Origin of the sequence: Streptomyces sp. NPDC048411, assembly GCF_040704695.1 — a bacterium.
Classification (GTDB): Bacteria; Actinomycetota; Actinomycetes; order Streptomycetales; family Streptomycetaceae; genus Streptomyces.
This window is the reverse complement of record NZ_JBEZKL010000036.1, coordinates 14,970-40,917: the sequence shown is the minus strand read 5'-3', so window position 1 is coordinate 40,917 and position 25,948 is coordinate 14,970. Positions and strand designations below refer to the sequence as shown.

Sequence of the window (25,948 nt, the reverse complement as noted above, 5' to 3'; positions counted from 1 at the left end):
AAGGTGTCCGAGTGTCCGGCCGCAGAATCGGCTTCTGGTACCGCCTGGCGGCGGTCATCGCGAAACCGCCGCTGGTGGTTCTGTTCAAGCGTGACTGGCGGGGAATGGAGCACATTCCGGCCGAAGGCGGATTCATCACTGCGGTCAACCACAACTCGTATCTGGACCCGCTCTCCTACGGTCATTTCCAGTACAACACCGGCCGGGTGCCGAGGCTCCTCGCCAAGGCGGGGCTCTTCAAGACCCCCTTTGTCGGAATGATGCTGCGTGGCACCGGACAGATCCCCGTGTACCGCGAGACGACCAATGCGCTGGACGCCTTCCGGGCCGCTGTCGACGCCATCGAGCGCGGCGAATGCGTCGCCTTCTATCCGGAGGGGACCCTGACCCGCGACCCCGACATGTGGCCGATGGCCGGCAAGACCGGAGCCGCCCGCGTCGCGTTGATGACGAAGGCCCCGGTCATCCCCGTTGCCCAGTGGGGCGCGAACATGGTGATGCCGCCGTACGCCAAGGAGAAGAAGCTCCAACTCTTCCCACGCAAGACCCTCCAGGTGCAGGCCGGTCCGCCCGTCGACCTCTCCCGGTTCTACGACAAGGAGCCGACGCCCGACGTCCTGCGCGAGGCGACCGAGGCCATCATGGCCGCGGTGACCGCACAGCTGGAGGACATCCGCGGCGAGAAGGCGCCCGCCGAGCTCTACGACCACCGCAAGGCGCGTGCCGAACAGCGGCGCAAGGCCGAAGGAGAGGGACCCAAGTGACGCACCCCGTAAAGGCAGCCGTCTTCGGAACCGGCTCATGGGGTACGGCCTTCGGCATGATCCTCGCCGACGCCGGCTGCGAGGTCACCCTCTGGGGCCGCCGCGCCGAGGTCGCCGAGGCCATCAACACGACCCGTACCAACCCCGAATATCTGCCGGGAATTGAACTCCCCGAGTCCATCCGGGCCACCACCGACGCCGTCCGGGCGCTGCGCGGTGCCGACTTCGCCGTACTCGTCGTGCCCTCGCAGACGCTGCGCGCCAACCTCGCCGACTGGGCCCCGCACCTCGACCCCGACACGGTCCTCGTCTCGTTGATGAAGGGCGTCGAACTCGGCACCGCGAAGCGGATGAGCGAGGTCATCGAGGACGTCACCAAGGCCTCCGCGGACCGCGTCGCCGTCGTCACCGGACCCAACCTGGCCAAGGAGATCGCCGAACGCCGCCCCGCCGCGGCCGTCGTCGCCTGCCAGGACGAGTCGGTGGCCCAGCGCCTCCAGGCCGCCTGCCACACCCCGTACTTCCGCCCGTACACCAACACCGATGTGGTCGGCTGCGAGCTCGGTGGCGCGGTGAAGAACGTCATCGGTCTCGCTGTCGGTATCGCCGACGGGATGGGGCTCGGCGACAACGCCAAGGGCTCGCTCATCACCCGCGGCCTCGCCGAGACCACCCGGCTCGGTCTCGCCATGGGCGCCGACCCGCTGACGTTCTCCGGACTCGCGGGCCTCGGTGACCTCGTGGCGACCTGCTCCTCGCCGTTGTCGCGCAACCACACCTTCGGCACCAACCTCGGCCGCGGCATGACGCTGGAAGAGACCATCGCCGTCACCAAGCAGACCGCCGAGGGCGTCAAGTCCTGTGAATCGGTGCTCGATCTGGCACGCCGGCACGGCGTCGACATGCCCATCACGGAGACGGTCGTCTCCATCGTCCACGAGGGCAAGCCGCCGATGGTCGCTCTGGGCGAGCTGATGTCGCGCAGCGCGAAGGCCGAGCGGCACTGATGCCCGACCGGCCCCGGTGACGCTGACGCGACCTGTACCAGCAGGTACGCTCATCGTGATATGAGCAGCGAGAACCTCCCCCAGAGCCCGGAGCAGCAGCTCCGCAAGCCGCGTGTGGCCGTCGTGTTCGGCGGCCGCAGCTCCGAACACGGCATCTCGATCGTCACGGCCGGCGCCGTCCTGAATGCCATCGACCGGACGAAGTACGACGTCCTGCCGATCGGCATCACGACGGACGGCCGCTGGGCGCTCACCGCCGACGAGCCCGAACGCATGGCCATCACGGACCGGAAGATGCCGGACGTGGCCCAACTGGCCGAGTCCTCCGAGGGCAGCGTGGTGCTGTCCGTCGACCCCGGCAGCCGTGAAGTGGTGTACAGCGAGCCCGGCTCGGTCCCCAAGGCGCTCGGCGAGGTCGACGTCGTCTTCCCCGTGCTGCACGGCCCGTACGGCGAGGACGGCACTCTTCAGGGACTTCTGGAGCTGTCCGGTGTGCCGTACGTGGGTGCCGGTGTGCTCGCCTCGGCGGTCGGCCAGGACAAGGAATACATGAAGCGGGTGTTCACGTCGTTCGGGCTGCCCGTCGGCCCGTACGTCGTCGTCCGCCCCCGCGAATGGGACAACGACCGCCTCGCCGCCCGCAAGCGCATCGTGGACTTCGCCGGGGAACACGGCTGGCCCGTCTTCGTCAAGCCCGCGCGGGCCGGCTCGTCCATCGGCATCACCAAGGTCGACGACCTCTCCGGACTCGACGAGGCGATCGAGGAAGCCCGCCGCCACGACCCCAAGTTCCTCGTCGAGTCCCTGCTGCGCGGCCGCGAGATCGAGTGCGGGGTGCTGGAGTTCGAGGACGGACCGCGTGCCAGCGTGCCCGCCGAGATCCCGCCGGTCACCTCGCACGACTTCTACGACTTCGAGGCCAAGTACATCGACTCGGCGTCCGGGATCGTGCCCGCCCCGCTCACCGAGGAGGAGACCGCCGAGGTCCAGCGGCTCGCGATCGACGCGTTCGAGGCCGCGTCCTGCGAGGGCCTGGTGCGCGCCGACTTCTTCCTCACCGAGGACGGCACGTTCGTCATCAACGAGATCAACACGCTGCCGGGCTTCACCCCGATCTCCATGTACCCGCGGATGTGGCAGGAGAGCGGTGTGAGCTACCAGGAGCTGGTCGACCGGCTGATCCAGGCGGCGTTGACCCGGCCCACCGGCCTGCGCTGACCCGGCGCTACACGCTGCTGGGGATCGTCTTCCTGACAGCCGGGGCGAACGTCGCGAGCGGGCTGGCGTCATGGGCGTACGCCGTGGAGAGCGTCACCTCGACATATGCCTTGCGATAGGTCGTGGTGAAACGCGGACCGGCGTCCTCCGGCTGCTCCAGCAGCCAGTTGACGCCGTCCGCCTCGGTCCCCTTGGCCATGGGATCGTCCATCTTCGCGGGCCGGTCGACACCGCAGCGCAGTACGATCGCCCCGTCCCCCCATGAGGCGGTCAGCACGGACTTCGGCCCGGAGTCGTCACGGTTCTGTCCGGCAACGGTCTCCGGCAGCTCCTTGTGCAGGGCACCGCAGTAGGCTGCGACTTCCGGCATCGGGGTGGGGACCGTGATCGACGCCGCGGCGTCCGTTGTGGAGCAGCCCGCCGCGGCCAGCATCAGAACGGCAGCGGACGGACCGAGGAACACGGGGCGGCGGAGCCGGCGGCGGAAGGACGTCACCGGCCCAGCGTAGACGGGGGCTACAGGTGGACGACCGGGCAGGTCAGGGTTCTGGTGATGCCTTCCACCTGCTGGACCTTGGCGACCACCATGCGGCCGAGTTCATCGACTGTGCCGGCCTGCGAGCGCACGATCACGTCGTAGGGGCCGGTGACGTCCTCTGCCTGGATCACTCCCGGGATTTTCGCGATGGTCTCGGCGACGGTCGACGCCTTGCCCACCTCGGTCTGAATAAGGATGTACGCCTGTACCACGGAACCTCCAGGGCGGCCACGAGGATCATGTGGGGGAAAGAGACGCCACGGTATCGCGTTGCCGAGGGCGGCGGGGAGACCTGTGGAACGGATGACGTCCACAGCGTGGCGCACGGATGCCATGAGTTGACGTATGCCTTGACAGTACCGACAGCACTGAAGGTCCGCGACCGCAAGCGCAGCGGTGCGGACGGGGGACAGGCATGCCGGTGACAACGGGGGCAGACTGCTCCCGGCGGCGGCCGGGCCACCGCCCGGACCACCGGCCGCCGACCCAGACCGGACGTCCGTCCGGCGCGACAGATGAGAGGTGAGACTCGGTGAAGGGAACCGTGGGCGAGTTGGGGGAGTTCGGGCTCATCAAGGAGCTCACGTCCCGGCTCACCAGCACTCCGGCGGTACGGCTCGGACCTGGCGACGACGCCGCGGTCGTGGCCGCTCCGGACCGCAGGGTCGTGGCCAGTACGGACATCCTGGTGGAGGGGCGGCACTTCCGCCGCGACTGGTCGACGGCGTACGACGTCGGACGCAAGGCCGCCGCACAGAACCTCGCCGACATCGCCGCTATGGGCGCCGTCCCCACCGCGCTGCTCCTCGGCCTGGTCGTCCCGGCCGAACTCCCGGTCACCTGGGCGGGCGAGTTGATGGACGGCATCCGTGACGAGTGTCAGGTCGCGGGGGCGGCCGTGGTCGGCGGTGACGTCGTCGGCGGGGAGACCATCACCGTCGCGATCACCGCACTCGGCGATCTGCGCAACCACGAACCCGTCACCCGGGCCGGCGCCCGACCCGGCGATGTCGTCGCCGTCACCGGCTGGCTCGGCTGGTCCGCCGCCGGGTACGCGGTCCTCTCCCGCGGCTTCCGCTCGCCGCGCGCCTTCGTTGAGGCCCACCGGCGCCCCGAACCGCCGTACCACGCGGGCCCCGCGGCCGCCGGACTCGGAGCCACCGCCATGACGGACGTCAGTGACGGACTCGTCGCCGACCTCGGCCACATCGCCGAGGCCAGCAAGGTCCGGATCGATCTGCGGTCCGGGCTGATCGACATCCCCTCGCAGATGTCCGACATCGGTCAGGCGGTCGGCGTGGACCCGCTCCAGTGGGTGCTCACCGGGGGAGAGGACCACGCGATCGTCGCGACCTTCCCCCAGGACGTGAAGCTGCCCGCTCGCTGGAAGGTGATCGGCGAGGTCCTCAACCCGTCGGCGCTGCCCCAGGTGACGGTCGACGGGGCCCCTTGGACCAGCAAGGGCGGCTGGGACCACTTCGGCGGCATCGAGGACGCCCAGTAGATTGAGGCGTATGCCCGTACCTTCTGCCGCACCGCAGGTACCGCTCGTTCCACCCCGTGTGCTCACCGTCGCCGGATCCGACTCCGGTGGCGGTGCGGGCATCCAGGCCGACCTCAAGACGATGCTGGCGCTCGGCGTGCACGGCATGAGCGTGATCACCGCGGTGACCGCTCAGAACTCGCTGGGCGTCCAGGGCGCATGGGAGCTGCCCGTGGAGGCGGTACGGGCCCAGTACCGCAGCGTCGTCGACGACATCGGCGTCCAGGCGGTGAAGACCGGCATGCTCGCGTCGGCCGCCCTCGTCGAGACCGTCGCCGCACTCCTCGCGGCAACGGACGCGCCAGTGGTCGTCGACCCGGTGGGGGTCTCCAAGCACGGTGATCCACTGCTCGCTGCCGAAGCCCTCGATTCCGTACGGGCGAAGCTCCTGCCGGTCGCCACGGTGGCAACCCCCAACCTCGACGAGGTGGCGCAGCTCACCGGCGTGACGGTCACGGACGAGACCGGAATGCGGCAGGCCGCGGCGGAGATCCTGGGACACGGGCCGCGCTGGGTCGTCATCAAGGGCGGTCACCTGCCCGGCGAACCGGTCGACCTCCTCACGGACGGCACCGAGGAGCACTGGCTGCGCGCCCCCCGCCACCACAACCGGCACACGCACGGTACGGGCTGCACCCTCGCCTCCGCGATCGCTTGCGGGCTGGCTCAGGGCAACGACGTACCGGCGGCCGTGCGGGCCGCGAAGGCGTACGTCACCGGGGCGATCGCGGCGGGCTTCCCGCTGGGCACCGGGATCGGCCCGGTGCGGCACGGCTGGCAGCTGTAACGGCCTTCCCCGCGACAGGGAGTGGGGGAGCACAGCAAAAAGCCGGTCCACCGAGGTGGACCGGCTTTTTGGGCAACCGGAAGGCTGCGCTACGACGGGAACGTCAGCGCGCGACCTTGCCGGCCTTGATGCACGAGGTGCAGACGTTGAGCCGCTTCGGCGTCCGACCGACCACGGCACGCACGCGCTGGATGTTGGGGTTCCAGCGACGGGACGTACGGCGGTGCGAGTGCGAAATGTTGTTGCCGAAGCCCGGCCCCTTGCCGCAGACGTCGCAGTTGGCAGCCACGGGTCACTCCAAAGACTTCAGGTGCACTTACAGTGAATTCCGGCGCGCCGGAATCATTTGACTGAAGTGGCGGTACCGGAGGAAAGGCCCGACTCTCATCGGGCAACCGAAGCAGCATACAACGGCTGCGTCGGTAGAACGAAACTACCATGGGTTTCGCCGCCGTCTGCCTCGCCCCTGTCCCTGCCGGACGCAGCGGGCGCGACTAGTCTGCGGTTCAGTCCGCCCGCACGGCCGCTCTCCAGGAGGAACACCAGGTGCCGCAGACCGCCGACGACATGGACGCCGTCGCGGTGCGTACCTGGTGCTCACTGGCGTTGGAGGCGTTGGGTCGGGAGCGTGAGGCGATCGACGCGATCAACGTCTACCCCGTCGCGGACGGGGACACCGGCACCAACCTCTATCTGACGGTGGAATCGGCGGCGGCCGCCGTCGAGGCGGTCTTCGCCGCCCACGAGACCGGTACGTCCGTGCCCGCCCTCGCCGATGTCGTACGGGCCATGGCACACGGGGCGCTGATCGGCGCCCGCGGCAACTCCGGCACGATCCTTGCGCAGCTGTTGCGCGGCATGGCGGGGGTGCTGGCCGACGGGCACGACGCGGACCATCTGCGCCGCGCCCTGACCCGGGCCGCCGAGGCCGCCCGGCAGGCCGTAGCGCACCCTGTCGAGGGCACGGTGCTGACCGTGGCCACGGCGGCCGCCGAGGCCGCGGGGCGCACGGCGGGCGACCCGAGACCGGAAACGGTCGCGCAGGCGGCGTACGAAGGGGCGCGTACGGCACTGGACGCGACCCCCGGGCAGCTCGCCGTCCTCGGGCGGGCGGGAGTCGTCGACGCCGGAGGCCGTGGCCTGGTGACCGTCCTGGGGGCGCTTGTCGAAGCGGTCTCCGGTGAGGCGCCCGCACGCGGGACCTGGGTGACGCCCGACATCGCCCCCGTGACCGCTGCCGCCGCTGAAGACTGCGCGGCAGGCGGGCCGGCGGAAGGACCCGCCTTCGAGGTGATCTATCTCCTGGAGGCCCGGGACGACGCCGTCGACCGGCTGCGGGCCCGGCTCGACGGGCTCGGCGACTCGCTCGTCGTGGTCGGCGGCGACGGGCTGTGGAACGTCCATGTCCATGTCGACGACGCCGGTGCGGCGGTGGAGGCCGGGGTCGAGGCGGGCAGGCCGTACCGGATCCGGATCACCCACTTCGGCGCCGACCGGGTCCACCCCCACCACAGCGAGCCCGCGCAGCGCGGTGTCGTCGTGGTGGTCCCGGGCGACGGGCTCTCCGGGCTGTGCACGGAGGCCGGCGCGACCACGGTGCTCGCCCGCCCCGGAGAGCCGCCCGCCAGCGGTGAACTGGTCGATGCGATCCGTCGCGCCCACGCCCGCGAGGTGGTCCTGCTGCCCAACGACGCGGAGCTGCGCCACACCGCCGCGGCGGCCGCGGAGCAGGCTCGTACGGAAGGCATCCGGGTCGCCCTGATCCCGACCCGCGCCGCCGTCCAGGGCATCGCGGCGCTCGCCGTCCACGAACCGGACCGCAGCTTCGACGAGGACGTGGTGGCGATGACCGCCGCGGCCGGCGCCACCCGGTATGCCGAACTGGCCGTCGCCGAGCGGCAGTCGTGGACCATGGCGGGCATCTGCCAGGCCGGCGACATCCTGGGGCTGATCGACGGCGATGTGGCGGTCATCGGGGAGGACGTGCTCGGCACGGCCCGGGCCGTCCTCGACCGGATGCTGTCGGCGGGCGGTGAACTCGTGACGCTGGTCCTGGGCGAGGCCGTGCCGGACAGCCTGGCGGAGGCGCTGCAGGAGCATGTGCGCGAGGGGTACCTGGCGGTGGACACGGTGGTGTACCGGGGCGGCCGCCAGTGCGCTCCGCTGCTGATCGGCGTGGAATAGGCCAACCCGCCCCCGGGGCGGCGTTGGCGAGCGAGTGACCGGGACCGGTCCCAGGGGCGCGCAGACGTTTCCGACCAGGGGATTCCGGTGGTGCGGGCGACTTCTGTCAGTGGCTTGGTGTGCAATGGATCGCGTGTCCGCGTTCGATGAACCCCTGAAGAAGCTGCTCGGCGGTGCCACCGCGAAGGTGATGGCCGAGCACCTCGACCTGCACACGGTCGGTGATCTGCTGCACCACTACCCGCGGCGGTACGAGGAGCGAGGCCAGCTCACCGCGCTGGCCGACCTCCCGCTGGACGAGCACGTGACCGTCGTCGCCCAGGTCGCCGACGCGCGGATCATGGTGTTCAACAACGGCAGGGGAAAGCGCCTGGAGGTGACCCTCACCGACGGCAGCGGCCGGCTGCAGCTGGTCTTCTTCGGCCACGGCGTGCACAAGCCGCACAAGGAGCTGCTGCCGGGCCGCCGGGCGATGTTCGCGGGCAAGGTGTCCGTCTTCAACCGGAAGATGCAGCTCGCGCACCCCACGTACCAGTTGCTCGACACCGCGGACGCCGACGAGGCCACGGAGGCGGTGGACGCCTTCGCCGGACGGCTGCTGCCCATCTACCCCGCCTGCAAGCAGCTCGACTCCTGGCGGATCGCCAAGGCCGTCGACACCGTGCTGCCCAGCGCCCGGGACGCCGTCGACCCGCTGCCGCTCCCGCTGCGCGAGGGGCGCGGCTTCACCCCGCTGCCCGAGGCGCTGCTGAAGATCCACCGCCCACAGACCAAGGCGGACATCGCCGACGCCAGGGACCGGCTGAAGTGGGACGAGGCGTTCGTCATGCAGGTCGCGCTCGCCCGCCGACGGTACGCGGACACCCAGCTCCCGGCGGTGGCACGCAGACGCGGGCACGGCGGACTGCTCGACGCCTTCGACGCCAAACTGCCGTTCACCCTCACCGAGGGCCAGGAGAAAGTCTCCAAGGAGATCTTCGACGACCTGGCGACCGAGCACCCGATGCACCGGCTGCTGCAGGGCGAAGTCGGGTCCGGGAAGACCATGGTCGCGCTGCGCGCCATGCTTGCCGTCGTCGACGCGGGCGGACAGGCCGCGATGCTCGCCCCCACCGAGGTGCTCGCCCAGCAGCACCACCGCTCCATCACCGAAATGATGGGCGAGCTCGCCGAAGGCGGGATGCTGGGCGGCTCCGACCTCGGTACGAAGGTGGTGCTGCTGACCGGGTCCATGGGGATGGCGGCCCGCCGTCAGGCGCTGCTGGACCTGGTCACCGGCGAGGCCGGGATCGTGATCGGCACGCATGCGCTGATCGAGGACAAGGTGCAGTTCCACGACCTGGGGCTGGTCGTCGTCGACGAGCAGCACCGATTCGGAGTGGAACAGCGCGACGCGCTGCGGTCCAAGGGGAAGCAGCCGCCGCACCTGCTGGTGATGACCGCCACCCCCATTCCCCGTACGGTCGCGATGACGGTCTTCGGCGACCTGGAGACGTCCGTCCTGGACCAGCTGCCGGCGGGCCGCTCGCCGATCGCCAGCCATGTCGTCCCCGCCAAGGACAAGCCGCACTTCCTCAGCCGCGCCTGGGAGCGGGTCCGCGAGGAGGTCGGCAACGGGCATCAGGCATACGTCGTCTGCCCCCGGATCGGTGACGACGCCGACGACGAGGCCGAGAAGAAGAACAGGAAGAGGGCCGCGGAGAAGGCCGCCGAGGAGGACGGGGAGAAGCGCCCGCCGCTCGCGGTCCTGGAGATCGCCGAACAGCTCACCAAGGGCGCCCTCGCGGGTCTGCGCATCGAGGTGCTGCACGGCAGGATGAACCCCGACGACAAGGACGACGTGATGCGGCGGTTCGCCGCGGGCCAGGTCGATGTCCTCGTCGCGACGACCGTCATCGAGGTCGGGGTCAACGTCCCCAACGCCACCGCGATGGTGATCATGGACGCCGACCGGTTCGGCGTCTCCCAGCTCCACCAGCTCCGCGGCCGGGTCGGCCGAGGCTCCGCCGCCGGCCTCTGTCTGCTTGTCAGCGAGGCGCACGAGGCGAGCCCCGCGCGCGCCCGGCTCTCCGCCGTCGCCGCCACCCTCGACGGCTTCGAACTGTCCCGGATCGATCTCGAACAGCGCCGCGAGGGCGATGTCCTCGGCCAGGCCCAGTCCGGGGTCCGCACGTCCCTGAGGGTGCTCTCCGTCATCGACGACGAGGAGGTCATCGCCGCAGCCCGCGAGGAGGCCGTGACGATCGTCGCGGCGGACCCGGACCTGGCCCGCCTGCCGGAGCTGCGCACCGCGCTGGCCGCCCTGCTCGACAAGGAGCGCGAGGAGTACCTCGACAAGGGCTGAGTTCGGGGGACGCACGGGGCCCCCGGGCCTGACGGCCTCCCCCGCGGGAGGCCGTCAGCGGGCCCGAAGCCATATCGTGGGATGCACGGCGCCCGCCCCACCCGGCGGGCCACCCCCGACCCGAGGATCAGACACCCATGACCCGCGTGATCGCCGGCTCGGCCGGCGGACGCCGCCTGGCCGTCCCGCCCGGCACCGGCACCCGCCCCACCTCCGACCGCGCACGCGAGGGCCTGTTCTCCACCTGGGAAGCGCTCCTGGGCACCCTGGAGGGCATCCGAATCGCTGATCTGTACGCGGGCTCCGGCGCCGTCGGTCTCGAAGCGCTCTCCCGCGGCGCGGCCCACGCCCTGCTCGTCGAGGCCGACACCAAGGCCGCCCGCACGGTCCGGGACAACGTCCGTGCGCTCGGTCTGCCCGGCGCCGAAGTCCGTACCGGCAAAGCCGAACAGATCGTGACAGGACCGACGCCCGCGGACCCGTACGACGTGGTCTTCCTGGATCCGCCGTACGCCATCACCGATGGCGATCTTGGCGAGATACTGCTCACACTCCGTGCTCAGGGCTGGCTCACGGACGATGCCCTCGTCACCGTGGAACGGAGCACCAGAGGCGGAGAATTCAACTGGCCCAAGGGATTCGAGCCACTGCGGGCCCGTCGCTACGGCGAGGGAACGCTTTGGTACGGTCGCGCCGCCTCTACGTGCGAAGACGCACGATGACCGCACCGGAGAGCGAGGGACTCAAGTTGCGCCGCGCCGTCTGTCCGGGGTCGTTCGACCCCATCACCAATGGACACCTCGACATCATTGGCCGCGCCTCGAAGCTGTACGACGTCGTACACGTCGCGGTGATGATCAACCAGTCCAAGAAGGGCCTGTTCACGATCGACGAGCGGATCGAGCTGATCCGTCAGGTCACCGCGGACTTCGGCAACGTCGAGGTCGAGTCCTTCCACGGCCTCCTGGTCGACTTCTGCAAGCAGCGCGACATCCCGGCGATCGTGAAGGGCCTGCGGGCCGTCAGCGACTTCGACTACGAGCTGCAGATGGCCCAGATGAACAACGGCCTCTCCGGGGTCGAGACGCTCTTCGTGCCGACCAATCCCACGTACAGCTTCCTGTCGTCCTCCCTGGTCAAGGAGGTCGCGGCCTGGGGCGGCGACGTCTCGCACCTGCTGCCGCCGCCGGTCCACGAGGCACTCGTCGAACGTCTCGCCCAACAGTGATGCACTGACAGTCCGTCACCCGGTGTCGGACGGGCGCCGACTGGCCGTACAGTCGTGCCATCCGTCTCCAATCAGCAGTAGAGAGTGGCGAGCACACGGTGGACGTGCAGAAGAAGCTCGACGAGATCGTCGAAGCGGTCGGGAACGCCCGGTCCATGCCCATGTCGGCGTCGTGCGTGGTCAACCGCGCCGATCTGCTCGCCATGCTCGAAGAGGTACGTGAAGCCCTCCCCGGCTCACTCGCCCACGCCCAGGAGCTCATCGGCGGCCGGGAGCAGATGGTCGAGCAGGCCCGGCAGGAGGCCGAGCGGATCATCGAGACCGCCCACGCCCAGCGCGGCTCACTGATCTCCGACACCGAGATCGCCCGGCAGTCCCAGGCCGAGGCCGACCGCATCCTCGGCGAGGCCCGCCGGGAGGCCGACGAGGTGCGTGCCGAGGCCGACGAGTACGTCGACAGCAAGCTCGCCAACTTCGAGGTCGTCCTCACCAAGACCATCGGCTCCGTCGACCGGGGCCGCGAGAAGCTCCTCGGCCGTGGCCAGGGCTTCGACGAGCAGGGTTACGAGGACCCCGACTTCGCCGAGGCCCCCGAGCGCAGCGCCGACCCGGAGACGCTCCGGCGCCGCGCCGACGAGTACGTGGACACCAAGCTCGGCGCGTTCGAGGCCGTGCTCGCCAAGACCCTGGAAGCGGTCGGCCGTGGCCGGCAGAAGCTGCACGGCCGGGTCGCCACCGACGAGCTCGGCGCGCACATGGCTGCCCAGGACGCCGCGGGCAGCCAGGGCCACACCAGCGACGAGGACCACTGGGCCGGTCTCGCCGAGCTCGCCACCCCGGAGCCGCAGCCGGTGCCCCAGCAGGTCCAGCCGCACTTCCCGGCACAGGCGCAGCCGAGCTACGCGGAGACGTACGGGTACCAGGAGCAGCCGCAGCAGGACATGTACGGGTACCAGCAGCAGCCGGACCCGTACGCCGTCTATCAGCAGCAGGGCTACGGCGAGGGCCAGGCGCAGCTGCAGCCGCAGGGGTATGAGGGCTGGCAGCAGCCGATGCCGGCGCACCAGCCCCTTCCGCCGCAGGGCGAGAGCGCCCTCGACGAGACCAGCCTCTTCGACACCAGCATGATCGACATCAATCAGCTCCGCCGGTACGAGCAGGAGCGCTGACCGGGGCGGCCAGGACGCAGACCGAACGCGACCGGTTCCGGGGCTGGTTCGGGACCGGAATCGGACCCGGTTGGGAGCAGGGTAACGCGTCCAGTATCCTGGTTCTTCGGTCGCGCGTAGGTCTGCGATCCCGGCTGCCCGCTTCGACTTCCGATCCGGTCGGCCCCTCCCCACGGTGCGCTTTGCGCCATGCATACGATTTCGAAAGCAGGAAAAGCCCTGAACGGCCACCTCGACCACCGAAACCCTCTCGTGTTCGATACGCACGAGCTGGGTCGGCGTCCCGGTGCCCTCCTGCGGCTGACCCGCTCGGTGGACGCGCCGCAGGACCTCGGTATCGACGGGGTCATCGGTGTGCCGGAAGGCTCCCCCGTGGAGCTGGAGCTCCGCCTCGAATCGGTCATGGAAGGGGTGCTTGTCACAGGCACCGCCCGTGCGTCGGCCGAGGGGGAGTGCGTAAGGTGTCTGGAGCCGCTGCGCCAAGAGGTTGTGGCGGATTTCCAGGAGATGTTCTCGTACCCTGACGCCGATGACCGGGGCCGCGCCAAAGCGGAACCGGCCGACGACGCCGAGGACGACGAGGACAGGCTCTTCATCGAGGACGGCCTGTTCGACCTCGAGCCAGTGCTGCGTGATGCGGTGGTGCTCGCACTGCCGATGCAGCCGGTGTGCCGGGAGACCTGTGCCGGTCTGTGTTCCGAATGCGGGATCAGGCTGGACGAGAACCCTGGTCACCACCACGATGCCGTCGACATCCGTTGGGCGGCATTGCAAGGACTCGCCGAGACCGTTTCGGACGGCGAGAAGGACAACATGGGCGGCGCCGAAGCGGGCGTCGACGAGAAGCAGGAGAAGTAGCCGTGGCTGTTCCGAAGCGGAAGATGTCGCGCAGCAACACGCGCCACCGCCGGTCGCAGTGGAAGGCTGCGGTCCCCACCCTGGTTTCGTGCGAGCGTTGCCAGGAGCCGAAGCTGCAGCACATCGCGTGCCCCAGCTGCGGCACGTACAACAAGCGCCAGGTCCTCGAAGTCTGAGCGGCTGGTGAGAGGCCCGATGTCTGAGTTGTCCCACGCCAAGAAGCAGGCAGACAACGTCAACACAGCCTCGTCCCACACGCTTCTGGAAGGGCGGCTCGGGTATCACCTTGAGTCCGCCCTTCTGGTGCGTGCGCTGACCCACCGTTCCTACGCATACGAGAACGGCGGCCTGCCCACCAACGAGCGGCTCGAATTCCTCGGGGATTCGGTACTCGGCCTGGTGGTCACGGACACGCTGTACCGCACCCACCCCGACCTGCCCGAAGGCCAGCTGGCCAAGTTGCGGGCCGCGGTGGTCAACTCGCGTGCACTTGCGGAGGTCGGCCGTGGCCTCGACCTCGGCTCCTTCATCCGGCTCGGCCGGGGCGAAGAGGGTACGGGCGGCAGGGACAAGGCATCCATCCTCGCCGACACGCTTGAAGCGGTGATCGGCGCGGTCTATCTCGATCAGGGCCTCAGTGCGGCCTCGGAGCTGGTTCACCGGCTCTTCGACCCGCTGATCGACAGGTCCTCCAATCTCGGCGCCGGTTTGGACTGGAAGACCAGCCTCCAGGAGCTCACCGCGAGCGAGGGCCTCGGAGTCCCCGAGTACCTCGTCACGGAGACCGGCCCGGACCACGAGAAGACCTTTACTGCTGCTGCTCGCGTCGGTGGTGTCTCGTACGGCACCGGCACCGGCCGTAGCAAGAAGGAAGCGGAGCAGCAGGCGGCGGAGTCCGCCTGGCGCGAGATCAGCGCCGCTGCGGAGCAGCGGGAGGCCGCGGCGAAGGCCGCAGCCGACGGAGGGGCCGCCGACACCCCTGCCGGCCCGCTGCCGTCCACGGACGTCACTCCGGCCTGACCCGGGAACCCCCTCGGTGCCTTGTGCACCGGGGGGTTCTTCCTGTCCGGACCCAGGGCGTGACCGCACAGTCACGCCCTGGGTCCGTCCGGCGGATCAGGGCCGTACACCCCTTAAACTGTTCAGTCTCTTGAGGAGCCACTCCGTGCCCGAGCTGCCTGAGGTCGAAGTCGTACGGCGCGGTCTCGATCGCTGGGTCACCGGCCGCACGGTGGGTGAGGTCGAGGTCCTGCACCCGCGCGCGGTCCGTCGCCATATCGCGGGTTCCACGGACTTCGCGGCGCGGCTCAGCGGCAGCCGCTTCGGTACGGCCATGCGCCGCGGCAAGTACCTGTGGGTTCCGCTGGACGACGACTCCTGCTCGCTCCTCGGCCACCTCGGCATGAGCGGTCAGCTGCTCGTACAGCCGCAGGACACCCCCGACGAGAAGCATCTGCGGATCCGGATCCGCTTCGACGACACCCTCGGCACCGAGCTGCGGTTCGTCGACCAGCGGACCTTCGGCGGGCTCTCCGTCCACGAGAACACCCCGGACGGGCTGCCCGACACCATCGCGCACATTGCCCGCGACCCGCTGGACCCCGCCTTCGACGACGCGGCGTTTCACACCGCTCTGCGTCTGCGCCGTACGACGGTCAAGCGTGCCCTGCTCGACCAGTCGCTGATCAGCGGCGTCGGCAACATCTACGCGGACGAGGCGCTCTGGCGCACCAGGCTGCACTACGACCGGCCCACCGCGACCCTGACCCGGCCCAGGTCGGCCGAGCTGCTCGGCCATGTCCGCGACGTGATGAACGCTGCGCTCGCGCAGGGCGGCACCAGCTTCGACAGCCTCTACGTCAATGTGAACGGCGAGTCGGGCTACTTCGACCGGTCGCTCGACGCGTACGGGCGCGAGGACGAGCCCTGCCACCGCTGCGGTACGGCGATACGCCGCCGCCCGTGGATGAACCGCTCCAGCTACTACTGCCCGCGCTGCCAGCGGCCGCCGCGGGCCAACACGCCTAGCTAGTGCCCCTCCCGGCAGGCTTTGCCCGCGCCGTGTCGTAACGGCTGCGGGCGTCGAGGACCTCGGGCATCCGGCCCTCGACGAGCTGGATCAGCCCGAGCAGCCGGCCGGCGACCTCGCGTCCCAGCGGGGTCAGCTCGTAGTCGACGCGCGGCGGATTGACGGGCTGCGCCTCCCGGAGGACGAGGCCGTCCCGCTCCAGTGCGTGAAGCGTCTGGGAGAGCATCTTCTCGCTCACCCCGTCGACCCTGCGGCGCAGCTCGTTGAAGCGGACGCCCGTCTCGTACAGCGCGGTCAGCGTCAGACTGCCCCAGCGCCCGGTGACGTGCTCCAGCGTGCCGCGCGAGGGGCACTGCCGGGAGAACACGTCGAAGGGCAGGCTGTCGGCGCCGTCCCGCGGGGTGGTCTCGTCCATGAGAAGCAGCTTACGCCCGCACAGCGCTCCCTCTTGGAGTGCGCTATGCGGGCGTAAGTGATGAGGCGAAGTGCGGCCCATGCGGTCCGGGAGGAATCCCGGAGGTCCCCGGAAGGATCAGAAACCGAAGTCCTGAGTCCACCAGGGGCCGCCGGAGCCGAAGTGCACTCCCACGCCGAGGGTCTTGTAGTCACAGTTGAGAATGTTTGCGCGGTGGCCCTCGCTGTTCATCCAGGAGTCCATCACCGCCTGTGCGTCCGCCTGGCCGCGGGCGATGTTCTCGCCGCCGAGCCCCGTCACACCGGCCTTCGACGCGCGGTCCCAGGGGGTCCGGCCGTCTGGGTCGGTGTGGTCGAAGAAGCCGCGGGCCGCCATGTCGTCACTGAAGTTCTGGGCGAGCGAGGCGAGCGGGGCACTGGCCCTGACCGGGCTGCAGCCGACCTTCGCGCGCTCCTGGTTGACCAGCGCGAGCACGGCGGTTTGGGCGGAGGTGTCGCCGACCGGGGTCGTGGCGCTGCGCGCCGGAGCTGCGGCAGATGTCGTCGGCGCAGCCGAGGCCGTGGCGGACGGCGCGGAACTGGTCGTTCCTGCCGGCGCGGGCGCCTTCGTCCGCTCCGTCTGCTCGGCCGTCTTCGAAGGGGAGGCGGACGGCGTGGCCGAGGCGCTGGGGGAGCCCGGCCGCTCGGACTTCCGGGGCACCGGGGAACGCTCGGTGCTACGGCCGGCCTCGGCCGACGCGATACCGCGGTCGGTCGGAGCGGTGGTGGAGCCGCCCTGCGTCAGCAGGTCCGGCGCTCCCTGGGAGCGGATCTGGTTAGTCGCCGTGCCGCCGGTCACGTGGTACGTGCCGCCGCCGGGCAGCAGACCCGAAGCCACGGCCACGGCTCCGACGGCCATCGCAGCGGAGACGCCGATCAGTCCCGTACGCACGGGCATGCCGGACCGCTTCCTGCGGCGCGCGGCGCGGCACGCTCGGGCTTTCGCGGCCGCGGTCGTGTCAGCGGCCGAACCGGCCACGGGACCTGCGGCGGAGCGTCGATGGCGTCCCATCTGCTGTCCCCTTCTGACGGTCTGGACGCCAGAATCGGCGTCAATGCGCCTCACCCGATCGAGTGAGGCTCTGGTTTCGACGGGACTGTACGCCATGGCTCAACGAGGCGAAGTGCCCCTTGGGTAATTGGGCGGTTAGCGTTCGGCCATGAATGAAGATGTACGACTCACCGCCTGGGTGCGCGGCCGAGTACAGCAAGTAGGGTTCCGCTGGTTCACCAGGGCAAATGCTTTGGAGATCGGTGGCCTCACCGGATTCGCCCTCAATCTCGACGACGGTCGGGTGCAGGTTGTCGCCGAGGGGCAACGTGAGAATTGCCACCGCCTGCTGGAGTGGCTGCGCTCCGACGACACACCCGGACGCGTGGATGGAGTCACCGAGATCTGGGGCACCCCGCGCGGCGGTTACGAGGGGTTTGCGATCCGCTGATCCGTTCCGAGTGAGGTCCGAATTCGGGGTCGTGTTCGGGCCGTGTTCGACAGGCGGCGAACGGTGACGAGAAGGGCCGCTCATCTGCGTACACATGAAATGACCTGCGGAAGGACCGGACAGTTGCCAAGATTCGGTTGCCGTGCCAGGCTGCGGCAGTAAGGATGATCTCCACGCCCCCCAGGGCCCCGCAGGAGAGTCGCGCCGCGTGATCGTCAAGCCGCGCGCCCCCGGGTGCCCGCGTCTACGGGGTGTGATCGTGTTGACCGTCAAACTTTTTGGTGAGACGCTGAAAACCCCGCGCACCTTAGCTGTTTGGCAGAGTTCTTTGGCAGCAGAACCGCAGTGATGACAGAACACTGCCGAGCACCGCGGGTGCGATTCCCTCACGACCCACACCGCATCGGTCGGTCACTCAGTGTGGAGGACCATCCATCATGGCAAAGGCGCTTCTCGGTTACGTCGGCGGTTCCGACCCGCGACTCCTCGCCGAGATGCGACGGCTCCAGCAGCGCGTCCAGGACCTGGAATCCGAGCTCGTACGGATCCAGGACGAGAACGACGCGCTCAACGCCGCCGCCCAGCACCAAGAGTCGCTGCTCGACAGCATCGACATCGACGTACCTCAGGCGGAGCCGGCGCTGACCTGACCGAGGGCCCACAGGGGCCAGTCGGGCTGCTCGCGTCAGCCGTCTGAGTTCATTACCGGATCGTCACCGGAATCGTCACCGGATCATTGAAGATCATCACTGTGATCTGTCGCCTTCTTGATCCGCCGCGTTCTTTGATCCGTCACGCAGCACTTCGCAAGATTTGCAAGGGGCGCTTCGGCGTCCCTTCTTTCTTTTGCCCGACTGCGACAGACCCGCCCCGGACATACACCCCTTCCTTACGGCCTCCCCCGCGGTAGGGAGTGGGCTCCCGGCGTCGTGCGACTGCTCCCCCAAGCTCTCGGCTTCGTTCGAGCAGGGAGGGCCCCCTTCGGCGTTGTCGTCGGTCACCGACGCTCCGCGTCGACTCCGTCCTCCGCCTTGCCGTCGAAGCCGCACGACGCCGCTCGCCGATCCACTCCCTACCGCGGGGAGGCCGTTACCGTCTGATGTGCCCTGCACCTTCATCAGCGAAACCGAGAGCGAAAGGTAGAGTCCGGCGGCGTGCATCTCAAGGCCCTGACCCTGCGTGGTTTCAAGTCGTTCGCCTCCGCCACGACCCTGCGGTTCGAACCCGGGATCACCTGCGTCGTCGGTCCCAACGGTTCCGGCAAGTCCAATGTGGTGGATGCGCTCTCCTGGGTCATGGGTGAGCAGGGAGCCAAATCCCTGCGCGGCGGCAAGATGGAGGACGTGATCTTCGCCGGCACCACCGGGCGGTCGCCGCTCGGACGTGCCGAGGTGTCGCTGACCATTGACAATTCCGACGGTGCGCTGCCTATCGAGTACGCCGAAGTGACGATCACGCGGATCATGTTCCGCAACGGCGGCAGCGAATACCAGATCAATGGCGACACCTGCCGGCTCCTCGACATCCAGGAACTTCTCTCCGACTCCGGTATTGGCCGGGAGATGCACGTCATCGTCGGACAGGGCCAGCTGGACTCCGTACTCCATGCCGATCCGATGGGGCGCCGCGCATTCATCGAAGAAGCCGCTGGTGTGCTCAAGCACCGCAAGCGGAAAGAGAAGGCGCTGCGCAAGCTGGACGCGATGGGAGCCAATCTGGCCCGTGTCCAGGACCTCACGGACGAACTGCGGCGGCAGTTGAAGCCGTTGGGCCGGCAGGCGGCCGTCGCCCGGCGGGCCGCCGTCATCCAGGCCGATCTGCGCGACGCGAGGCTGCGGCTGCTCGCCGACGACCTGGTGCGGCTGCACGACGCGCTGCGCAGCGAGATCGCCGACGAAGCGGCGCTGAAGCAGCGTCGGGAGGCGGCGGAGGCGGAGCTGAAGGCGGCCCTGACGCGGGAGGCGGAGCTGGAGGACGAGGTACGACGGCTGGCGCCGCGCCTGCAGCGGGCCCAGCAGACCTGGTACGAGCTGTCGCAGCTCGCCGAGCGGGTACGCGGCACGATCTCGTTGGCCGACGCCCGGGTGAAGAGCGCCACCGCCGCACCCGAGGAGGAGCGGCGTGGTACGGGATTCAGGGACCCGGAAAGCATGGAGCGCGAGGCCGCCCGGATCCGGGAGCAGGAGGCTGAGCTGGAGGCCGCGCTGGCGGCGGCGGAACACGCGCTGGAGGACACCGCTGCCCACCGGGCCGAGCTGGAACGGGAGTTGGCGGCCGAGGAGCGCAGGCTCAAGGACGCGTCCCGCGCCATCGCCGACCGGCGCGAAGGGCTCGCCCGGCTGACCGGGCAGGTCAACGCGGCGCGCAGCCGGGCCGGTTCGGCGCAGGCGGAGATCGACCGGCTGGCCGCCTCGCGTGACGAGGCGCAGGAGCGGGCGGTCAGGGCGCAGGAGGAATACGAGCAGCTCAAGGCCGAGGTGGAGGGGCTGGACGCGGGTGACGCGGAGCTGGGCGAGCGCCACGACGCCGCCAAGCGGGAGTTCGTCGAGGCGGAGTCGGTCCTCTCCGCCGCCCGGGAGGCCGCCACCGGCGCGGAACGGAAGCGGGCGGCGGTCGCGGCCCGGCACGACGCCCTGGCCCTGGGCCTGCGCCGCAAGGACGGCACGGGCGCGCTGCTCGCCTCGCGCGACAGGCTGTCGGGCCTGCTCGGCCCGGCCGCGGAACTGCTGACGGTGGCCCCGGGCCGCGAGGTCGCGGTCGCGGCGGCACTGGGCGCGGCGGCGGACGCGGTGGCGGTGACGGACCCGGCTACGGCAGCGAACGCCATCCGGCTGCTGCGCAAGCAGGACGCGGGGCGGGTGGCATTGCTTTTGGGGGGTGCGAGCGCGGGTGCGCCCGAGGCTGATACGGGGCAGGTGCCCGTCCAGGGCGGGGCCGCGACGCAGCAGGTACCCGGGCAGGGTTCGGCGCCCGCCGCGGCCGGGGACGTCCCGCCCCGGACCGCCGAGTCCGGTGCGGGGCACGTACCGGGGCAGGCTGCCGGGCAGGACCCGGCGGCCCACACCGGTGCGGCGCACGCGCCCGGCCACCACGTCGGCCACGTACCCGCGCCGGGTCCGGCCCCCGACGTCCCGTCCCGCGGCCCCGCCGGCCGCCCCGAGGCACCCGGCCACGTGCTCCGCGCCGCTGTCCCGGACGCCCCGGCCGCCGTCGCCGATCTTGTCAGCGGACCCGCTGAGCTGATGGCTGCCGTGCGCCGGCTCGTGCGGGGCATGGTCGTCGTGCCCACCCTGGAGGATGCCGAGGAACTTGTTGCCGCGCATCCCGAGCTGACCGCCGTGACCGGTGAAGGAGACGTCCTCGGGGCGCACTTCGCGCACGGCGGTTCCGCCGGGGCGCCCAGCCTGCTCGAAGTGCAGGCCTCCGTCGACGAGGCAGCCGCCGAACTTGCGGACCTCGCTGTCCGGTGCACCGAACTGGCCGAGGCCCAGCGCCTCGCGGGGGAGCGACGCAGTGCCTGCGCCGCGCTCGTCGAGGAGCTGGGGGAGCGGCGCAGGGCCGCCGAGCGGGAGAAGTCGGGGGTGGCCCAGCAGCTCGGCCGGCTCGGCGGGCAGGCTCGCGGGGCCGCGGGCGAGGCCGAGCGGTCGGCCGCCTCCGCCGCCCGCGCCCAGGACGCCCTGGAGCGGGCGACCGAGGAGGCCGAGGAGCTGGCCGAACGGCTGCTCGTCGCAGAGGAGATGCCGGTCGAGGAGGAGCCGGACAACTCCGTGCGCGACCGGCTCGCCGCCGACGGTGCCAATGCCCGCCAGACCGAGATGGAGGCCCGACTCCAGGTCCGTACCCACGAGGAACGGGCCAAGGCACTCGCCGGGCGTGCGGACTCACTCGACCGCGGTGCCCGCGCCGAACGCGAGGCCCGTGCCCGTGCCGAGCAGCGTCGCGCCCGGCTGCGCCACGAGGCTGCGGTGGCCTCGGCCGTTGCCTCCGGTGCCCGTCAGCTCCTTGCCCATGTCGAGGTGTCCGTCGAACGGGCCGGGCAGGAACGGGTCGCCGCCGAGGCGGCGAAGGCGGAGCGCGAGCAGGAACTGATCGTCGAGCGTGGCCACGGACGTGAGCTCAAGGGCGAGCTGGACAAGCTGACCGACTCCGTCCACCGTGGTGAGGTGCTCGGCGCCGAGAAGCGGCTGCGGATAGAGCAGCTGGAGGCGAAGGCCCTTGAGGAGCTGGGCGTGGAGCCGGCCGGGCTTGCCGCCGAGTACGGCCCCGACCAGCTGGTGCCTCCGTCGTCGGCCGCGGAGGGTGAGGAGCTGCCGGAGGACCCGGAGCACCCGCGCAACCAGCCGAAGCCGTTCGTCAGGGCGGAGCAGGAGAAGCGGCTGAAATCCGCCGAACGGGCGTATCAGCAACTCGGGAAGGTGAATCCGCTCGCCCTTGAGGAGTTCTCGGCACTGGAGGAGCGGCACAAGTTCCTCTCCGAGCAGCTCGAAGACCTGAAGAAGACCCGGGCCGATCTGATGCAGGTCATCAAGGAGGTCGACGAGCGGGTCGAGCAGGTGTTCACGGAGGCGTACCGGGACACGGCACGTGAGTTCGAGGGTGTCTTCTCACGGCTCTTCCCGGGCGGTGAGGGGCGGCTCATCCTGACCGATCCGGACAACATGCTGGCGACCGGGGTCGATGTCGAGGCGCGCCCGCCGGGCAAGAAGGTCAAGCGGCTCTCCCTGCTCTCGGGCGGCGAGAGGTCTCTGACGGCTGTGGCGTTGCTGGTTTCGATCTTCAAGGCCCGGCCGAGTCCGTTCTATGTGATGGATGAGGTCGAGGCGGCGCTCGACGACACCAATCTGCAGCGGCTGATCCGGATCATGGAGGAGCTCCAGGAGAGCTCGCAGCTCATCGTGATCACGCATCAGAAGCGGACGATGGAGGTCGCGGACGCGCTGTACGGCGTCTCGATGCAGGGTGACGGCGTCTCCAAGGTCATCGGCCAGCGGCTCCGCTGAGGCTTACTAAATCTTCAGGTCTTCAACACGCCTTTGGGTGGTCCCGCGTATCGGCTCCAGTACCCGCCATTTGACTTCGAAAGTTGAAGGCATAGTCTCTCCAACGTTGTTTTTTAACTTCAAGTGGTGGCGCCTGTGGAGGTATGCGCCACTTGGAGGAGTTCCCCCCACGCCTGACGACGCGGCCAGGCACCAGGAGTTCATGTGACCAGCACATCGCAGACACCAGGATCCGGAGCCCGCGCGGCCCATCCGGAACACCTCGGCCACGTCATCTTCATTACGGCAGCCGCTGCGATGGGCGGCTTCCTCTTCGGCTACGACAGCGCTGTGATCAACGGCGCCGTCGAGGCGATCCGGGACCGCTACGACATCGGCTCCGGAACGCTGGCCCAGGTGATCGCCATCGCCTTGATCGGCTGCGCCATCGGCGCCGCCACGGCGGGCCGTATCGCCGACCGGATCGGCCGCATCCGCTGCATGCGGATCGCCTCGGTACTCTTCACCATCAGCGCCATCGGCTCCGCGCTCCCGTTCGCCCTCTGGGACCTGGCCTTCTGGCGGATCATCGGCGGCTTCGCGATCGGCATGGCCTCGGTCATCGGCCCGGCCTATATCGCCGAGGTCTCGCCCGCCGCCTACCGTGGCCGGCTCGGCTCCTTCCAGCAGGCCGCGATCGTCATCGGTATCGCCATCTCGCAGCTGGTGAACTTCGGCATCCTGCAGCTCGCCGACGGCAAGCAGCGCGGAACGATCGGCGGCCTCGAGGCCTGGCAGTGGATGCTCGGCGTCATGGTCGTACCGGCGCTCCTCTACGGCCTGCTGTCGTTCGCGATCCCCGAGTCGCCGCGCTACCTGATCTCCGTCGGAAAGAACGAGATGGCCAAGGAGATCCTCTCCGAGGTCGAGGGCAAGGAAGTCGACCTCGACGCCCGCGTGGCCGAGATCCAGGCAGCCATGCACCGCGAGCACAAGTCCACCTTCAAGGACCTGCTCGGCAGCCGCTTCGGCTTCCTGCCGATCGTCTGGGTCGGCATCGGTCTCTCGGTGTTCCAGCAACTCGTCGGCATCAACGTGGCGTTCTACTACTCGGCGACGCTGTGGCAGTCCGTCGGTATCGACCCGACCACCTCGTTCTTCTGGTCGTTCACCACATCGATCGTCAACATCATCGGTACGGTGATCGCGATGGTCCTCGTCGACCGAGTGGGCCGCAAGCCGCTCGCGCTCGCGGGCTCCACCGGCATGGCGATCGCACTGGCCTGTGAGGCCTGGGCCTTCTCCGCCGAGCTGGTCAACGGCAAACTCCCCACCACTCAGGGTGTTGTCGCCCTCATCGCGGCGCATGTCTTCGTGCTCTTCTTCGCCCTGTCATGGGGTGTGGTGGTGTGGGTCTTCCTCGGCGAGATGTTCCCGAACAAGATCCGCGCCGCCGCGCTCGGTGTCGCCGCGTCCGCTCAGTGGATCGCCAACTGGGCGATCACCGCGAGTTTCCCGAGCCTGGCCGACTGGAACCTGTCGGGCACCTACATCATCTACAGCTGCTTCGCCGTGCTCTCGATCCCCTTCGTGCTCACGTTCGTGAAGGAGACCAAGGGCAAGGCGTTGGAGGAGATGGGCTGATCCCCGCTGCCCCTCTCCTCGATCACGCGTCCCCGGCCCGCGCCCGCGGGCCGGGGACGCGTGATCGTCCCTGCGTACGTCAGCCGGTGATCGCCTCGCAGAACAGCCGCAGGCTGCGCCACCCCTCCTCGACGGGCATTCCGCCGCACAGCGGATGCAGCACCAGGCTGTCGGCGTCCAGCGCGGCCAGCTGCTCCGGGGCGACGATCCGGTAGACCCCTTCGTCCCGCAGCTCCGCCACCGTCGTGGCCGCCGAGCGCACGGCCGACCGGATGTCCTTCGACTGCCAGGAGGCGTAGGTCCGCGCCTCGTGCAGGAAGTGCTCGCCGTACCGGTCCCACGTCCGCTCCGGATCCTCCGACACATGCAGCAACGGCGTCTTCGCCGCCGGCATCATGCAGAAGCCCTCCGTCCCGTGCTCCGCGCGCCGCTCGTGGTAGTACGCCTCGAGTTCCGGCAGATGCGCGCTCGGGAAGAACGGCAGCCCCAACCGGGCCGCCCGCCGCGCCGCCGCCCGCGAGCTGCCACCGACCAGCAGCAGCGGATGCGGCTGGGTGTACGGGCGCGGGGTGACCCGGACGGTACGGCCGCGGTACGGGAACGGCTCACCGGTCCACGCCTGCAACAGGGTCTCCAGCAGCTCGTCCTGGAGCCGGCCGCGCCTGCCCCATTCGACGCCCGCCTGTTCGTACTCCTCGGGCCGGTAGCCGATACCCGCGACCGTGACCAGCCGGCCCGCGCTCAGCAGGTCGAGGACCGCGATGTCCTCGGCCAGCCGCAGCGGATCGTGCAACGGCCCGATGACCGCCGAGACCGTGACCGCGATCCGGCGGGTGCTGCCGAAGACCGACCCGGCGAAGACGAAGGGGGAGGGCAGCCAGGAATTGGCCGCGCCGTGGTGCTCCTCGGTTTGCACGGTGTCCACGCCGTGCGCGTCTGCGTACGCGGCCATCTCGAGCGCCGCGCGGTAGCGGTCCGACAGGGACGCGGGGGTGGCATCGGGATCGACGAGATTGAACCGGACCACTGTGAAGGCCATGACGCGTGTCCCCTTCGCCGGGCGGGTTTGGCGAGGCGGGACAGTAGCTGACGTGGCGTCAGAAGTGTAGGGGTGCGTCGTCCTCGTGCCCGGCGGGCCACGGAAGCAGTGCGTGCAACCCCCGGAGACAGCGATCGTGGCCGTCCGGCCCAGACCGTTGCGTCCGATCCAGGTGGCGGCGGGCGGGCCGGCCGGAGAACCACGTCGCGCCCGTGAACAGCAGTCCCACCGTCAGCCCCGCCGCCAGGCCCGCCCTACGGGCGGACGGTGCTACTTTCGAAACGCGCCCTGGTAGGTGCACACGGGACTGGTGTCCAGTGGCGCCGCCGCATCGTGCGCACGCCCCCGCAGCTGATCCACTCCGAATGCGCCGATCCACGCCGAGAACGGAACGGCGAGCGCGGACGGAAAGGGGGAGAATGAATCCAGGAAACTCGTCGCCACCATCATCAGCAGACACACCGGAAGGGGGCCGATCGCGGCATTCACGCCGATCGCTCAGGTGCGAGGGAACGCGAATCCCGGTGCCTGTGCGGTGAAACCGGCCGAATGCATCGACATCGCATTGATCATCGCGATTGCGACCACGGCAGTCGGCAAATACGGCAGGGCGCCGAGGGAGACGACCGGGGCATTGCTGACCGCCAGATCCGGGGCCGCGACCGCCGTCACCGCACCCATTACCACCAGTGGCAGAACCACGAGCACCGCACCGCCCGCCG

Annotated in this window: 25 protein-coding genes; 18 read left to right on the top strand and 7 right to left on the bottom strand. The window is 69.8% G+C overall.

Translation table 11 applies throughout. The features are described from left to right. Positions 1 to 11: 11 nt before the first annotated feature. From AB0915_RS15620 to AB0915_RS15610, 3 genes are read left to right on the top strand one after another with little or no spacing between them, the layout of a single operon-like run. A complete protein-coding gene (locus AB0915_RS15620; RefSeq protein ID WP_366691598.1) occupies positions 12 to 764 on the top strand; it encodes a lysophospholipid acyltransferase family protein in 753 nt (250 codons plus the stop codon). Next, entirely contained in the window at positions 761 to 1,771 is a 1,011-nt protein-coding gene (locus AB0915_RS15615; protein WP_366691597.1) for an NAD(P)H-dependent glycerol-3-phosphate dehydrogenase, read from the top strand. Before AB0915_RS15620 ends, AB0915_RS15615 begins: the two co-directional genes overlap by 4 nt. Before the next feature lie 60 nt (positions 1,772 to 1,831). Further along, positions 1,832 to 2,989 (top strand): D-alanine--D-alanine ligase family protein, encoded by a 1,158-nt coding sequence (locus AB0915_RS15610; RefSeq protein WP_366691596.1) that lies wholly within the window; start codon positions 1,832 to 1,834, stop codon positions 2,987 to 2,989. Between the two features lie 7 nt (positions 2,990 to 2,996). On the opposite strand, the gene AB0915_RS15605 is transcribed toward AB0915_RS15610, so the two are convergent. Both AB0915_RS15605 and AB0915_RS15600 read right to left on the bottom strand, forming a co-directional pair. Beyond that, the gene (locus AB0915_RS15605; protein ID WP_366691595.1) at positions 2,997 to 3,485 is read right to left on the bottom strand and encodes a DUF3515 domain-containing protein; all 489 of its coding nucleotides are present in this window, start codon (positions 3,483 to 3,485) and stop codon (positions 2,997 to 2,999) included. Positions 3,486 to 3,505: 20 nt separating this feature from the next. Further along, complete coding sequence (locus AB0915_RS15600; protein WP_358861084.1) at positions 3,506 to 3,739, bottom strand: Lrp/AsnC ligand binding domain-containing protein; 234 nt, start codon at positions 3,737 to 3,739, stop codon at positions 3,506 to 3,508. Between the two features lie 320 nt (positions 3,740 to 4,059). Here AB0915_RS15600 and AB0915_RS15595 point away from each other — a divergent pair, with 320 nt between their 5' ends. Both AB0915_RS15595 and thiD read left to right on the top strand, forming a co-directional pair. Then, a complete protein-coding gene (locus AB0915_RS15595; protein WP_366134382.1) occupies positions 4,060 to 5,031 on the top strand; it encodes a thiamine-phosphate kinase in 972 nt (323 codons plus the stop codon). Positions 5,032 to 5,041: 10 nt separating this feature from the next. After that, the gene (thiD, locus tag AB0915_RS15590) at positions 5,042 to 5,857 is read left to right on the top strand and encodes a bifunctional hydroxymethylpyrimidine kinase/phosphomethylpyrimidine kinase (protein WP_366691594.1); all 816 of its coding nucleotides are present in this window, start codon (positions 5,042 to 5,044) and stop codon (positions 5,855 to 5,857) included. Positions 5,858 to 5,960: 103 nt separating this feature from the next. On the opposite strand, the gene rpmB is transcribed toward thiD, so the two are convergent. Next, positions 5,961 to 6,146, bottom strand: coding sequence for a 50S ribosomal protein L28 (rpmB, locus tag AB0915_RS15585; protein WP_030928661.1), 186 nt, complete (start codon positions 6,144 to 6,146; stop codon positions 5,961 to 5,963). Between the two features lie 257 nt (positions 6,147 to 6,403). Between rpmB and AB0915_RS15580 the strand changes: the two genes are divergently transcribed. The 9 genes from AB0915_RS15580 (at position 6,404) to mutM (ending at position 15,672) form a co-directional block, all read left to right on the top strand. Next, positions 6,404 to 8,041 (top strand): DAK2 domain-containing protein, encoded by a 1,638-nt coding sequence (locus tag AB0915_RS15580; protein ID WP_366691593.1) that lies wholly within the window; start codon positions 6,404 to 6,406, stop codon positions 8,039 to 8,041. Positions 8,042 to 8,165: 124 nt separating this feature from the next. Beyond that, a complete protein-coding gene (recG, locus tag AB0915_RS15575) occupies positions 8,166 to 10,385 on the top strand; it encodes an ATP-dependent DNA helicase RecG (RefSeq protein ID WP_366691592.1) in 2,220 nt (739 codons plus the stop codon). Between the two features lie 137 nt (positions 10,386 to 10,522). Next, positions 10,523 to 11,107 carry a 16S rRNA (guanine(966)-N(2))-methyltransferase RsmD gene (rsmD, locus tag AB0915_RS15570; protein WP_366691591.1) on the top strand — a complete coding sequence of 195 codons (585 nt, stop codon included), beginning with the start codon at positions 10,523 to 10,525 and terminating at the stop codon, positions 11,105 to 11,107. A 26-nt stretch (positions 11,108 to 11,133) separates the two neighbouring features. Next, positions 11,134 to 11,613, top strand: coding sequence for a pantetheine-phosphate adenylyltransferase (coaD, locus tag AB0915_RS15565; RefSeq protein ID WP_366691614.1), 480 nt, complete (start codon positions 11,134 to 11,136; stop codon positions 11,611 to 11,613). Between the two features lie 98 nt (positions 11,614 to 11,711). Beyond that, a complete protein-coding gene (locus AB0915_RS15560; protein WP_366691590.1) occupies positions 11,712 to 12,782 on the top strand; it encodes a cell division initiation protein in 1,071 nt (356 codons plus the stop codon). 189 nt (positions 12,783 to 12,971) lie between these two features. After that, the gene (locus AB0915_RS15555; protein ID WP_366691589.1) at positions 12,972 to 13,640 is read left to right on the top strand and encodes a DUF177 domain-containing protein; all 669 of its coding nucleotides are present in this window, start codon (positions 12,972 to 12,974) and stop codon (positions 13,638 to 13,640) included. Positions 13,641 to 13,642: 2 nt separating this feature from the next. Next, positions 13,643 to 13,816, top strand: coding sequence for a 50S ribosomal protein L32 (rpmF, locus tag AB0915_RS15550; protein ID WP_003965982.1), 174 nt, complete (start codon positions 13,643 to 13,645; stop codon positions 13,814 to 13,816). Positions 13,817 to 13,835: 19 nt separating this feature from the next. After that, entirely contained in the window at positions 13,836 to 14,660 is an 825-nt protein-coding gene (rnc, locus tag AB0915_RS15545; protein ID WP_366691588.1) for a ribonuclease III, read from the top strand. 145 nt (positions 14,661 to 14,805) lie between these two features. Next, on the top strand, positions 14,806 to 15,672 hold the full coding sequence (gene mutM, locus AB0915_RS15540) for a bifunctional DNA-formamidopyrimidine glycosylase/DNA-(apurinic or apyrimidinic site) lyase (protein ID WP_366691587.1): 867 nt from the start codon (positions 14,806 to 14,808) through the stop codon (positions 15,670 to 15,672). Here mutM and AB0915_RS15535 read toward each other — a convergent pair. Then, positions 15,665 to 16,084, bottom strand: coding sequence for a helix-turn-helix domain-containing protein (locus AB0915_RS15535; protein ID WP_366691586.1), 420 nt, complete (start codon positions 16,082 to 16,084; stop codon positions 15,665 to 15,667). The genes mutM and AB0915_RS15535 overlap by 8 nt on opposite strands. A 117-nt stretch (positions 16,085 to 16,201) precedes the next feature. Continuing rightward, a complete protein-coding gene (locus tag AB0915_RS15530) occupies positions 16,202 to 17,134 on the bottom strand; it encodes a CAP domain-containing protein (protein WP_366691585.1) in 933 nt (310 codons plus the stop codon). Between the two features lie 148 nt (positions 17,135 to 17,282). Here AB0915_RS15530 and AB0915_RS15525 point away from each other — a divergent pair, with 148 nt between their 5' ends. From AB0915_RS15525 to AB0915_RS15510, 4 genes are all read left to right on the top strand, one after another. Beyond that, entirely contained in the window at positions 17,283 to 17,564 is a 282-nt protein-coding gene (locus tag AB0915_RS15525) for an acylphosphatase (protein ID WP_358861072.1), read from the top strand. A 437-nt stretch (positions 17,565 to 18,001) separates the two neighbouring features. Continuing rightward, complete coding sequence (locus tag AB0915_RS15520) at positions 18,002 to 18,214, top strand: hypothetical protein (protein ID WP_018551753.1); 213 nt, start codon at positions 18,002 to 18,004, stop codon at positions 18,212 to 18,214. A gap of 504 nt (positions 18,215 to 18,718) precedes the next feature. Beyond that, positions 18,719 to 22,564, top strand: a complete 3,846-nt coding sequence (locus AB0915_RS15515; RefSeq protein ID WP_366691584.1) for an AAA family ATPase — start codon at positions 18,719 to 18,721, stop codon at positions 22,562 to 22,564. 204 nt (positions 22,565 to 22,768) lie between these two features. After that, on the top strand, positions 22,769 to 24,187 hold the full coding sequence (locus AB0915_RS15510) for a sugar porter family MFS transporter (protein WP_366691583.1): 1,419 nt from the start codon (positions 22,769 to 22,771) through the stop codon (positions 24,185 to 24,187). 79 nt (positions 24,188 to 24,266) lie between these two features. Here AB0915_RS15510 and AB0915_RS15505 read toward each other — a convergent pair whose 3' ends face one another. Together AB0915_RS15505 and AB0915_RS15500 are read right to left on the bottom strand one after the other, a co-directional pair. Beyond that, the gene (locus tag AB0915_RS15505) at positions 24,267 to 25,226 is read right to left on the bottom strand and encodes an LLM class flavin-dependent oxidoreductase (protein ID WP_366691582.1); all 960 of its coding nucleotides are present in this window, start codon (positions 25,224 to 25,226) and stop codon (positions 24,267 to 24,269) included. Between the two features lie 498 nt (positions 25,227 to 25,724). Beyond that, complete coding sequence (locus AB0915_RS15500; RefSeq protein WP_366691581.1) at positions 25,725 to 25,928, bottom strand: hypothetical protein; 204 nt, start codon at positions 25,926 to 25,928, stop codon at positions 25,725 to 25,727. Positions 25,929 to 25,948: the final 20 nt, after the last annotated feature.